The sequence below is a fragment of the Enterococcus sp. 4E1_DIV0656 genome (assembly GCF_002140695.1).
Taxonomy (GTDB): domain Bacteria; phylum Bacillota; class Bacilli; order Lactobacillales; family Enterococcaceae; genus Enterococcus_D; species Enterococcus_D entomosocium.
The window spans coordinates 889,538-902,961 of the sequence record NZ_NGLF01000001.1 but is presented as its reverse complement, the minus strand read 5'-3'; the positions used below and the strand labels follow the sequence as shown (position 1 = coordinate 902,961).

Here is a 13,424-nt window from a genome sequence, read left to right as displayed (position 1 = left end):
CGGAATGGCAAGCTTTTTTTGTTTAGCAAAAGGAAATATCACGAAAATGAATGCGCCCTTCTTTCATCCTAGAAAAGGGGCATTTGGGACGATTGATGAAAGCGTTATTTTTAAAATGTCCAAATCAGTGGACATCGATTAAGAATTACTCGAGCCAAAGAAGGCTATAGTAAAGATACGGAGGGAGACAGTATGAAGCTGAGCAAGAGAGAAACACGTTTGATTGAGCAGTTTATGATACAGGGGATGAATTTGACCGCTAATGAACTAGCCACAGCTGCTAAGGTTTCAACAAAAACCATTTATCGGACGATCAAGCGGATCAATGAGGCTGCTGGTTCAGAAATCATTCGGTCTGAAATCGGCAAAGGATTTTGTTTGGATTATGAAGCGTATCTCAAAGGCACGATTGAAAATCAAGAAACGGATCAAAATGATGAGCCGCTTGAGCGGCGTCATGCGATTGCACTGCATGTATTGTTTAAATCACCAAAGCGATTAATGATCAAAGAGCTGTTCGCCCCTTACTATTTGAGTGAAGCAGTGATAAGTAGTGATATCAATCGTCTTTCGGAATATTTTCAGTACTTTGAACTCCAGTTGATCCGATCCGATAAGAGAATTGCAGTGATTGGTACCGAAAAAAATATCCGTCGCTGTGTCAATGATCTCTTTACGAAAAACCATGTGTGGAATGAAGAAATGGTCGCGCAAAAATATCCCATCAATGCCTTTGATATCAACTTTATTACCTCCATTCTTGAATTCATTGAGCGAAAACTCGCGAACAGTATTGCGTATCCTTACAATATGAATATTTTCTCGCATCTGTATATTCTGATTTTACGAATGAGAGAAGGAGAAATTGACCGCGAAGAGATAATTGAGGGTTTAGATGAGGAAGAACAGCATTTGATTGAACAGCACCAAGAGTTTTATCAAATTGCCAAACAAGTGATTGAAAAAATCAATGCCTATCTCGTGACGGAGCTACCAGAAAGTGAGGTATTTTATCTCTACCAGTATCTAGTGTCTTCCAGAGTGGAAAACAAACCCTTGGCAATGACCAATCTGACAAAAGAAGCCAGCGAAATCACGGAGTTTTTTACTAAGCGGATGGAAAAAGCACTGGGTATCAAATTGAACCAGCAAACAGACAAGACCAATCTACTTTGCCATATCCAGCCGATGCTCTATCGTCTAAAAAATAAAATCATCGTGAAAAATGGGCTGCTAAATGACATTCAACTAGAGTACCCAAGGATTTTTGAGCAAGTGGCACAAGTCAGCAAGGAAGTGGAGCAAACCTATGGAACGAATCCCATATCGGAAGACGAGATTGGTTTCTTGGTTCTGTATTTTGTGAAATTTAAAGTCATTCGTCGGCGCAGACAGCGAGTCTTAATCATGTGCAGCAGCGGCGTAGGGACCTCTGAACTGCTGAAAGTCAAAGTCCAACGGGCATTTCCAGAGTTGGATATCGTGGATGTGCTTTCCGCTCGGATGTATCGAAAGCATGCGCAAGACTACCAGGATATCGATCTGATCTTAACCACCATTAATTTTCCAGTAGAAACGAAGGTGCCGACGATTTTAGTCAATTCGGTATTTACCAAACAGGATGAAAAGCGAGTCAAACAACTATTAGGAGAGATGTAAAGATGAAAAACGAAAGCCAAACGATCCAAACGTTCAGCATCGCAGATGTAATCAATCCCAATCTTATCAAGATGGAAATGGAAGCGAATTCAAAAGAAGAAGCGATCACTGAACTGTCTGAACTTTTATATGAAAACCAGATAATTACCGATTTAGCAGGGTTCACCCAAGATGTCTTTGCCCGAGAAACGGAAGGAATGACCGGTATCGGGCATGGATTGGCAATTCCTCACGGAAAGTCGGACAGTGTGAAAAAAACCTCTTTAGTGATCGGAAAAACCAAGCGTCCGCTTGAATGGGAGTCCATCGATGAAGCGCCCGTTCAAGTAATTATCTTGTTTGCAGTCAAAAATACCGATGCCAATACGATGCATATCAAACTGCTGCAAAAGGTAGCGATGCTACTAGCGGATGAATCGTTTATTGATCGTCTCGTTGCGTCAGGGACAAAGGATCAAATGATGACCTTGCTTGCTAAAGATCCAATGGCAGAAAACTAAGAAAGGGGGAGAAAAGATGAAAATCGTTGGTGTAGCTGCTTGTACTTCAGGAATCGCTCATACGTATATTGCTAAGCAGAAAATCGAAACAGCTGCGAAAGAACTTGGTCATGAAGTCCATATCGAAACCCAAGGAACCATCGGGACGGAAAGTGAATTGACGGAAGCCGCTATTCAAGCAGCCGATGTTGTCATTATTGCGGCAGATATCAAAATCGGCGGCAGAGACCGCTTTGAAGGCAAGCGAATAGTAGAAATTCCAACTAGTATGGTGATCAAAGCGCCTAAGCGTTTGCTTGAAACAATTGAAGAAAAATTAAATCAGGGATGAATCAATAAATGTTCTGACAATTCAAATTTAAAGGGGGATGAAACAAATGATGAAACAGCTGCAGTTGAAAAAACATGCCTTAACCGCCATCTCGTATATGCTGCCGGTCGTTGTCACAGCCGGGCTTTTGATTGCGATCGGCAATCTTACCAACGGCACAGTCATTGAAAATTACGATGCTGCCTATACGATCCCGGATGCACTGGTCTCGCTGGGCGTTTTAGGGATGGGGCTGCTGGCGCCAGTGATCGCTGCCGCGATCGCCTATTCCATTGCTGATCGTCCAGGAATCGCTCCGGGACTCTTTATGGGACTGATTGCCAATGCGATTGGCGCAGGCTTTTTAGGGGGAATGTTAGGAGGCTATCTCGCAGGTTATCTGGTCTTATTCTTAGTAAAAAACCTTAAAGTACCACGTTGGGCACAAGGTCTGATGCCAATGATGATCGTACCGGTCTTGTCGACACTGATCGTCGGTGCTTTGATGTTCTTCGTCATCGGTGTACCGATCGTGTGGGCTACGGAGGCGTTGACTACTTTCTTAACGAATCTGCAAGGCTCGGGGAATTTCTTATTTGGCGCGATTGTCGGTGGCATGGCTGCCTTTGATTTTGGCGGACCCGTCAACAAAGTCGCCTCGCTATTTGCTGATGGTCCATTACTGGAAGGCATTCAAGAACCCGAAGCCGTGAAAATTTTAGCCTCAATGGTGCCTCCCTTTGGTGTTACGATCTCTTGGGGCCTCTCTCGTCTCTTACGCCGGCCCAAATATTCTACGGAAGAAGAAGACAACATCAAGATCGCTTTTCCAATGGGCCTTTGTATGATTACAGAAGGAGTGATCCCGATCGCTGCCGTCGACCCGTTTCGCGTCATTTTTTCTTGTACGGTCGGAGCAGCCGTCGGCGGTGGTCTAAGCATGGTTTGGGGCGTCGGTTCACCAGTGCCATCTGGTGGGGTCTTCATCATTCCTGCCATGACGGATCCACTGAAATTTACCATCGCACTCCTGATTGGTTCTGCCATCACCGGTGTTTTGCTGTTTGCATTGAAAAAGGCACCCGTGGAAATGCCGATCATGGAAGAGGAAGAAGACATTGACTTTTCGTCGATTGAAATTTCCTAAAAAAAGGAGCGAAGAAGATGTATGTATCAATGAAAGAGATGCTGCAAAAAGCCAATCGAGAAAACTATGCGGTTATGGCCATCAATTGTTTCAACCTGGAAACCGCTAAAGCAGTGATCGATGCCGCTGCAGAATCACATGCACCCATCATCGTGGATTTGCTGCAAGACCATTTAAAGACCCATCTAGATCATCGTTACTTAACCCAGCCGATCATTCGAATGGCGGAAAATGCCAATGTGGAGGTTGCCATCAATCTGGATCACGGACAGGATATCGCCTTCGTCAAACAATGTCTCCATGAAGGGTTCTCAAGCGTCATGATGGATGCCTCTATGCATCCTTTAGAAAAAAACATCGCCATCACCAAAGAGATCGTACAGTTTGCGCAAGCCTATAATGCCAGTGTCGAAGCAGAAGTTGGGGACATGGGAGCAGTGGCTGGGGATCAGTTTACTAGCGATGGGATGTATACCGATCCAGAGGAAGCCATCCATTTTATTCGAGCAACCGGGGTCGACTGTCTCGCCCTTTCTTACGGCTCCAGTCATGGGGATTATCCAGCAGGATATCGTCCGGCATTTCGCTTTGACATCGTTCAAACAATCAAAGAAGCCACTGACCTACCGCTGGTTTTGCATGGCGGCTCGGGAGCCGGCAGTGAAAATATCTTGCGTTCCGTGGCATTAGGGATCAATAAAATCAATGTAGGGGCTGATTTTATGAAAGCCCAGAGAAATGCCCTGCACCAACAGCTGAATGCTTGTCCGGAAAGCGATTATCCGACCCTGATCAACCAAACCATCGAAGCAGGAAAAACAGTCGTCAAAGAGTATATCGAATTATCTGGATCAAAAAACAAATCACTTTAAAAAAGAATGGAGCACACTTATATGTTGATCAATATGAAACAATTACTGACCGTTGCCAAAGAAAATCAATTTGCCGTGGGTGCCTTTAACGTCGCAGACAGTAACTTCTTACGCGTCGTTATCGAAGCAGCGGAAGAAAACGATGCACCAGCCATCATTGCGGTCCACCCAACAGAATTGGCCTTTACAAAGGATGAATTTTTCCACTATGCAGTTTCCAGAGCGAAAAACAGTTCTGTGCCAATCGTGATCCATATGGATCATGGTGACAGTCTGGCGAGTATTATGCGGGCGATCCATTGCGGGTTCAGCTCAGTGATGATTGATGGGTCGTTGCTGCCTTTCGAAGAAAATATTGCTCTGACAAAACAGATTACCGAGATTTGCCATCCGATTGGGGTGTCTGTCGAAGGCGAGCTGGGAACGATCGGTAATACCGGAACCTCCGTTGAAGGGGGCGTCTCCGAAGTGATTTATACTCGTCCAGAAGATGCACAAGAATTCATTGAGAAGACAGGCATTGACACACTGGCAGTTGCGATTGGAACTGCCCATGGTATTTATCCGAAAGATATCAAACCGGAATTAAAAATGGATGTCTTACAAGAAATCAAAGATCGTGTCGATATCCCATTGGTGTTGCATGGCGGATCGGCCAATCCCGATGAAGAAATCGCTCAGGCAGTGGCAATCGGTATCCAAAAAGTAAATATCTCCTCTGATTATAAATACGCCTTTTACAAAAAATGCCGTCAAATCTTAGCAGAAACGGAATTATGGGACCCAAATGCTATTTACCCAGAATGCATTGAGGCAGCCAAAGCAGTGGTTACGCAAAAAATGACCCTCTTCAATGCAATTGGGAAAGCAGCTCTGTATCGCCAGCAAAATATCCAGCCATGGCGTAGTGAACAAAACTAAACAGCACACAAATAATGGAAACACCCTCGAAAATCGCTAAATTGCGGCTTTTCAAGGGTGTTTTTTTTATTGCGCATTCTTTTATTGCAGCATACGAATCCCCTTTTCCTGAATCTGCCGAGCGATAAACGCCAAGTCATTCGAAGTCAGGTTGATGTCTGCATAATGAAACACATTTTTTCTGCAGGAGGGGGTCAAATTGCCGATGATCAAATCATAAGTCTCGTCCAGTTTGGTCAGAGAAAACGAGTCCAGAGGATTTAAAATCGTGATTGTTAGCTGATAAGGAATAAACTGTTGGATTTTCGTCTGGATAAATTCCGTATGGTAACTATTTGTATCATAAAACAAAGCTAAGCGAAAGTCAGCGTGGGCATCGATGATTTCTTTGGCGAAATTTGGAAAAGAGGTATGGAAAATATAAATTAGGTAATTGATTGTACTTGGTCGAATGATTGGCAAATTCGAATGGGTTAAAACCTGAACGATGTCTTGATTGACTGTCTGTTGGACCAAATCACAGTTATTGACAAAACGAGCAAAGCGATCATCCAAGATGCAGTAAGGAACCTGCAAGTTGATTCCAAGAAAATAGGAAAAGACGACGGCATCCAGCTTCTCTTCAAAATTGGCTTCATGATAGTTGTATTTTTTAAATATACGCTTGGTCATTTGATAAAACTCTTGTTTGGTCTCGCGAAAGACAGCGGGGTCTTGACCGATATGGGTTGTGATATAGCCGACCATTTTTTCGACGTAAGCACGACTGTAGCCAGTAAATTCACTCAAATCGATTTTTTCTAAGAAATATTCAATGTGGTTTCCATTGGGATTGGAAGCGTATAGGCGATCGCGCTTTGTATTGATATAGATCACAAAGGCAATTTTTTTGATGTCGGAAAAATAAAGTTTTAAGGGTGTCGCAGCCGCCATGATACGGGCGATCTTCAAGAAATCCTGCTCTTGGTTAATGTTGGCATCCACAAATTCATACTGGTACTTCTCTAAGAAGAAAATCAGAAAAAATTGGCGAATATTGTTTTCATTTCCTTTTAACTGGATGGGTTTGGTTGCGATGAAGAAATCATACGGTGCCAGAACCAAATTGATCCTCTTGATCAAACGAATGATCGATGACTTGCTTAAATTTAATTCTAGTGCCAGCATGTCATAACTAGTGAAACTTGATGAGAAGAGTAGTTCTAACAATTGAAACGCAGACGAGCGAGTTAAAAACTGGCTGTATACGTCTAGTCGAGTAGCGAAAGGATGCAAGTGTAGGCGAACAGCTGAATAATCATCAAATTGTAAGTCCAGAAACGAAAATTCATTGTCGATTTCCGCGATATAGGTTTTTGCTGCAGACATTGAAATGGAAAATTTTACTGCCAAATCGTGAAGACTCGTCCCCTGATCGTCTAATAAATACTCAATCAGCTGTAGTTTCTTTTGGGTTGTAGATGATAACAATTTCCGTAACATGATTGCCCCTGAGCCCCCTTTTAAGTAAATAGTATCACGTTTTTACATGTATTCAAAAAAATTGCGTGTTGTATTTTTTTTGAATACATCCCACCCCAAAATTTTGGGAAAATAGAAGTGTGGAATAGTAGTAATACGTTTGATACAAGTAGCAAAGACCAAAATTTTTGAATCATGGGGAGGAGGCAAAAAGCAGTTGTTTGTTGGGATATCTTGCTCACTGTTGAACAATATTATTCGTCGAGCGCTTCCGAGATCAATTGAAAAAATTTATAAAAAGGAATGAGCAATTATGAAAAAACAATTTTCTATCTATATATGTTTGCTAGTCTTGCTTGGCTCCATTTTTTGTGAACCAACGATCATACTAGCAGAAGCAATCAACGCAACCGAAAGCACCGAAAGAACGACCGAAACGTTAGAAAGTACTGAACCTGTGACCGGAACGATCGATACGGAAAAAGCACCTACGGATTCATCGACAGCGGGAGCAGTTCAGTCAGCAACGAGTCAAGCAGAAGAAGAACAAGCAACCGTTCCTAGTGAAAGTCAAGCAACCCAAGCATCTTCGACACTGAATCAAAACAGCATTCAACCCCGAGCACCAGATGCTGAGACGGAAACGGAAGCTTCTGCTACCGCTGAAAATCTTAGTGCCAACCTGAATGAACGGGGCGTGCAGCTTTTTGACAATGTCCGAATCACTGACTTAAACGATCAGCCTTTCACTGCCGAAAATCCACCGATGTATAATGACAATATCAAAATTCATTTTGACTGGTCGTTAGCAGATACGGAAGAAATTCGTGCTGGTGATTATTATACGTATCAATTGCCGAATTATTTTGCCATTCATAACACCGTCAGTGGTGAATTGACCCGTTCCGGCGGACAATCGATCGGAAGCTTTACCTTAGCACTCGATGGTACATTGACCGTTACTTTTAATGAGGCGGCACAAACACTTTCCAACCGCTCAGGGACTATTGATCTGATCACTGAATTAAGTGTAAGCACCGTTACTGAGGAAGTGACCATTCCTACCGGGATTTACGATGAAGATGGCCATGAGATCATCATTACATTGCCTATTTATGAGGTCGATATCATTAAGACTGGTAACGTGACTTCCAGCGGTTCAGTGGTTTGGGAAATTATTTTTAACCAAACCAGTCGTGAATTGCATGATGTGGTGATTACCGATAAGATGCCACAAGGATTAGCTTATAGTACTTCGACAGGCTACTTGTACGATGAATCCACCGATGAATGGATTCGTACCGATGGCTTATATACGTATAACAGTGTTAACAACACGTTTACCTTCAATCAAACGGTTGATCAACCGGTTCGAATCGTCATCAATAGTGCAGTCACCGATCCAACGGCTTCTTCTTTCAAAAACACGGCAACAATCAACGGTAGCGATTTTACAGAAAAAACCGCAGAAGCAACGGTTACCTACGATGAACAATCAGAATACAAACGATTTAAAGGCTACGATCCAGAAACGAAACGAGCATCTTGGGAAATTTCCGTTACATTGGACAAAGATCAAGCCAGAGTTTTGGATCAGACCTACTCGGGAACAGATCCTGAAAAAGCCTTGCACTTTTTTGTTCCAGAAACTTTGGTGATCACTGATAAAGACGGTAATCCAATCCCTTCAGAGGACTGGTCCTTTGATGGGACAGAACAACAGAATAAAGAGGGGGAAATCGTACGCTTTGGCATCACGTTTGCCAATGCTGGCTACTACAAGATCCAATACGACACCCAGTTGTATGAATCGGTTTTAGCCGATACACGTATATACAATTACGCTTCGATCCGCGACAATCAAAATACCTCTTTGACGGGCAGTGGGACAGTGACACCAACCAAAACGATCGGTGTCGTGAAAACCGCTGGCACCAAAGACTATGAAACGAAGACTGTCGCATGGAAAATTGAAGCCAATACCAATCAGCAAAAAGTTAGCGACCTGATTATAGAAGACCGCTATCAATTGATCTCAGGGGCAAACAGCAGCGCACTGGCCTTGTTGGCGGATACGCTGGTAGTGACGGCAAGCGGAGTGACCGAGCCTTTAGAGCTCAATACCGACTATACGCTAGAGCTGATCACAGAAACGAAAACGCTAGCCGATGGCTCAACGAAGGAACTTGAGACTGGTTTTCGCATCAAGCTGCAAGGGGCGTACCAAACGACCTCGGCAACGATCACTGTTAATTTTAAAACCAGCTTCGATGTTTCACAACAGATCGCATTAGGAAGTTCTAGCAGCCGGTTTAGTAATGCAGCGTTTGTCCATTATAAAGATGAAGCCGGCAATACGTTCACGGAAGCTTCTGAATCCAATACTTGGATGGATACCAACTGGTTAAAAAATGCCTTGAAATACGGCCTATTCATTGGTGAAGGCGAAGATGTCGCCAAAGCGATTACCGCTGTATTTGGTCGGAATCTAGGAACTATTTTTGATGAGCAGACTGCTTCAAGCGATCAAGTCTATTGGATGGGGCTATTCAATACGTACAAAGAAAAAATCAATAAAGATGCAGTCATCACTGACCAGCTGCAAGAAGGCCAAACTTTGAAAGACTTGGCGCTTTACACGGTCACGGTAACTGGATATACGACACAAGTCAGAGCACTGAAAGAGCAATTGGTGTTAAACGAGGATTACAGTTACACTTATGACCCTGACACGAAGAAAGTTACGATCACCTTGCTGAAAGAAACGTCAGAAACACTGGCGGTCTTCTTGGCAACGGAAGCAGCGGAAGATGTATTTACCTACAAAAATACCATCACGTTGACAGACAACGATACAACGTTGACCGCGGATGGCCAAGCCGATAAGTCGGCGAAAACGGACTGGTTGATGAAAAACGGTAGTCAGAATGCCGACAACAATCGGTTGATCGATTGGGAAATCATGATCAACGCTGACAGTCGCAAAATCCACAATGCGGTGGTCACCGATACCATCAACTACAATCAACACACCTTTTTACGAGATGCCGACGATGCCGTGATCGTAGATGTGTATGAAGCGGTCTTAAACAATGGTACGTGGGAAAAAGGAGAAAAAGTCACCTTCACCAACGAAGACAATCCGAAAATCACCTCGGATGTGGTAGCAGGGACGCAATCGTTAGTGATCGCTTTTGAAGAAATGATTGATAAACCATACTTTATCGTTTATCAAACACAACTTGACCCCGGGATTTTGAACAATGAACGGGTGACCAACAATGTCAATTTGACGGGTAGTGAGATCGAGATTCACACAGTAACCAAAGAAATCACCATCAAATCGACAGATGGCAGCGGAACGTCTTCTGGGACGAACGGTTCCTTGACGATCGTGAAATACGATGCCGATGGCACCAAAGAGCGAGGGATCGATGAAGAAGCGGTTTTCCAATTAAGCCGCAAAAATGCACAAAATACCTATGAAGTCATCTTGTCGAACCTGGTGGTGAAAAACAATCAGATCATGGAAAACGGCAACGCCATTGATCGGATCGACAATCTGCGTTACGGCGATTATATGATCCAAGAAATCACCGCACCGGACGGATACGAACGAGATGCGACTCAGTACACCTTCACTATTTCTGATAAGCAAGTCAATTATGTCTTTGAACTAGCTAATAAGCGAGATACCAAAGAGACAACCCTTGCCTTGAATGTTCAGAAGCTACTTGATGGGCGCGAGCTAAAAGACGGCGAATTTACGTTCCAACTAGTGGATGAAGCTGGCTCTGTGATTCTAACCCAAACCAATGACGGCAACGGTCAAGTTGCCTTTGACGCCATCACTTACAACGAGCCTGGCGAATATCATTACACGATTCGGGAAAAAGCCGGCGATGATCCAACCATCACCTATAGCGACAAAGAACTAAAGGTAACCGTGATCGTCACTGAAGAAGACAACCAGTTGATTGCGAAAGCAGTCTATGAAGGCAATCAAGTCTTTGAAAATGACTATACACCAAAAGCCGGCAGTGTCGTTTTAAGCGCTGAGAAAGTGCTGATTGGTCGTGATTTGAAAGCAGAAGAATTTGACTTCGAATTAGTCAATGAAGCAGGAACTGTACTTCAGACAAAAGCCAATGATGCCACTGGCAAGATTTACTTTGACGCTCTCGCATATGATGAAGCAGGCGAATACCGCTACACCATCCGTGAGAAAGCAGGAACTGATGATACCATCACCTACGATGCAAAAGAACTAGCGTTAGTTGTGACCGTCACTGATGAAGACGGACAGTTGACCGCAGTGGCGGAATACGAAGGCAATCAAGTCTTTGAAAATGACTATACGCCAAAAGCTGGCGAAGTGGTGCTGAATGCTGAGAAAGTATTGACCGGCCGCACGCTGGAAGCCAACGAATTTGCCTTTGAACTGGTAGATGAAGAAGGCAACGTACTTCAAACAAAAGCCAATGACGCAACCGGACAAATCTACTTCGATGAATTAATGTATGACGAAGTCGGCGAATACCGCTACGCAATTCGAGAAAAAGCTGACGCAGATAGTACCATTACCTATGACATGAAAGAAATTGGCGTTGTCGTGAAAGTCACCGATGAAGACGGGCAACTGGTGGCAAAAGCAACGTATGAAGGCAATGCGATCTTTGAAAACGACTATACGCCACAAGCTGGTAGTGTCGTACTGAGTGCCGAGAAAGTCTTGACCGGACGCACCTTACAAGCTGACGAATTTGCCTTTGAACTGGTAGATGAAGAAGGAACTGTTCTTCAAACAAAAGCCAACGACGCAACTGGCAAGATCTACTTTGACGCGCTCCCTTACGAGGAAGCCGGTGAGTATCACTACACTATTCGTGAGAAAGCAGGAACTGACGGTACCATCACTTACGATGCAAAAGAACTAGCGGTAGTCGTGACCGTCACCGATGAAGACGGACAATTGACCGCAGTGGCGGAATATGAAGGCAACCAAGTCTTTGAAAATGACTATACGCCAAAAGCTGGCAGTGTCGTGCTAAGTGCCGAGAAAGTCTTAACTGGTCGTACACTACAAGCAAATGAATTCGACTTTGAACTAGTCGATGAAGAAGGCAACGTACTTCAAACAAAAGCCAATGATGCCACTGGCAAGATCTACTTTGACGCTCTCGCCTATGATGAAACAGGTGAGTACCACTACACCATTCGTGAGAAAATAGACAGCGATGGCACTATCACGTACGATACAAAAGAGCTTGCAGTAGTCGTGACCGTGACGGATGAAGACGGACAGTTGACCGCAGTGGCCGAATACGAAGGCAATCAAGTCTTTGAAAACGACTATCAACCAAAAGCTGGTAGTGTCGTACTGAGTGCCGAGAAAGTATTGACCGGTCGTACGCTACAAGCAAATGAATTCGACTTTGAACTAGTCGATGAAGAAGGGAACATTCTTCAAACAAAAGCCAATGATGCAACTGGCAAGATCTACTTTGACGCGCTCCCTTACGAAGAAACAGGTGAGTACTACTACACCATTCGTGAGAAAATAGACAGCGATGGCACTATCACGTACGATACAAAAGAACTAGCGGTAGTCGTGACCGTCACCGATGAAGATGGACAGTTGACCGCCGTAGCGGAATATAAAGGCAACCAAGTCTTTGAAAACAGCTATCAACCAAAGGCTGGTAGTGTCGTATTGAATGCCGAGAAAGTCTTAACTGGTCGTACACTACAAGCAAATGAATTCGATTTTGAACTAGTCGATGAAGACGAAACTGTACTTCAGACAAAAGCCAATGATGCAACCGGACAAATCTACTTTGATGCTCTCCCTTACGAAGAAACAGGTGAGTACCACTACACCATTCGTGAGCAAACAGGAACTGACGGTACCATCACCTACGATGCAAAAGAACTGGCAGTAGTCGTAACGGTCACCGATGAAGCTGGACAGTTGACCGCAGTGGCGGAATACGAAGGCGATCAAGTCTTTGAAAACAGCTACCAACCACAAGCTGGCAGTGTCGTACTAAGTGCTAAGAAAGTCTTGACGGGTAGAGACTTGCAAGCCAACGAATTCGCATTTGAATTAGTGGATGAAGCTGGAAAGGTTCTGCAAACCCAACGCAATGACGCAAATGGAACGATTACCTTTGATGCATTGACGTATGACGATGCTGGGGAACATCGTTACACGATTCGTGAAAAAGCTGGCAATGACGCAACGATCATCTATGATGAAACCACCTATCAAGTGACGGTCACCGTCAAAGATCAAGACGGAAAATTAGTGGCTGAAGCGGAACAAACGGCAGACATGGTATTCAACAACCGTGTCAAAGAAGGCAAAACAACGAAACCGGGAACTGGCAACTTACCGAAAACCAATGACACCACGACCGCTGGTTGGGTCGTCTTGGGACTGTTGTTAGTAGTGATCGCAGTAGGCATCTACCTTGATCGCAAAAAACGGACGCCGTTATCATAGGCAGGGGAAGCAACAGAGCAGAAAGAGAAAGCGGGATGAGGCCAACTTG

At 44.0% G+C, this 13,424-nt stretch carries 8 protein-coding genes; 7 read left to right on the top strand and 1 reads right to left on the bottom strand.

Translation table 11 applies throughout. The features are described 5' to 3' along the window. The first annotated feature begins 192 nt into the window (after nucleotides 1-192). Genes A5882_RS04250 through A5882_RS04225 form a run of 6 tightly spaced genes read left to right on the top strand, consistent with a single transcriptional unit; the run spans nucleotide 193 to nucleotide 5,409 of the window. Nucleotides 193-1,659 (top strand): PRD domain-containing protein, encoded by a 1,467-nt coding sequence (locus A5882_RS04250; RefSeq protein WP_086372476.1) that lies wholly within the window; start codon nucleotides 193-195, stop codon nucleotides 1,657-1,659. Nucleotides 1,660-1,661: 2 nt separating this feature from the next. Then, complete coding sequence (locus A5882_RS04245; RefSeq protein ID WP_086372475.1) at nucleotides 1,662-2,159, top strand: PTS sugar transporter subunit IIA; 498 nt, start codon at nucleotides 1,662-1,664, stop codon at nucleotides 2,157-2,159. 16 nt (nucleotides 2,160-2,175) lie between these two features. Continuing rightward, complete coding sequence (locus tag A5882_RS04240) at nucleotides 2,176-2,490, top strand: PTS fructose transporter subunit IIB (protein ID WP_005230357.1); 315 nt, start codon at nucleotides 2,176-2,178, stop codon at nucleotides 2,488-2,490. Between the two features lie 46 nt (nucleotides 2,491-2,536). After that, the gene (locus A5882_RS04235; protein WP_086372474.1) at nucleotides 2,537-3,616 is read left to right on the top strand and encodes a PTS fructose transporter subunit IIC; all 1,080 of its coding nucleotides are present in this window, start codon (nucleotides 2,537-2,539) and stop codon (nucleotides 3,614-3,616) included. Between the two features lie 17 nt (nucleotides 3,617-3,633). Beyond that, nucleotides 3,634-4,488 (top strand): class II fructose-bisphosphate aldolase, encoded by an 855-nt coding sequence (locus A5882_RS04230; protein ID WP_086372473.1) that lies wholly within the window; start codon nucleotides 3,634-3,636, stop codon nucleotides 4,486-4,488. 21 nt (nucleotides 4,489-4,509) lie between these two features. Further along, nucleotides 4,510-5,409, top strand: coding sequence for a ketose-bisphosphate aldolase (locus tag A5882_RS04225; protein WP_034871971.1), 900 nt, complete (start codon nucleotides 4,510-4,512; stop codon nucleotides 5,407-5,409). An 81-nt stretch (nucleotides 5,410-5,490) separates the two neighbouring features. Here the strand turns inward: A5882_RS04225 and A5882_RS04220 are convergent, their stop codons facing one another. Next, complete coding sequence (locus tag A5882_RS04220) at nucleotides 5,491-6,891, bottom strand: helix-turn-helix domain-containing protein (protein WP_086372472.1); 1,401 nt, start codon at nucleotides 6,889-6,891, stop codon at nucleotides 5,491-5,493. A 292-nt stretch (nucleotides 6,892-7,183) separates the two neighbouring features. Here A5882_RS04220 and A5882_RS04215 point away from each other — a divergent pair, with 292 nt between their 5' ends. Further along, nucleotides 7,184-13,375 (top strand): FctA domain-containing protein, encoded by a 6,192-nt coding sequence (locus A5882_RS04215; protein WP_086372471.1) that lies wholly within the window; start codon nucleotides 7,184-7,186, stop codon nucleotides 13,373-13,375. Nucleotides 13,376-13,424 lie beyond the last annotated feature (49 nt).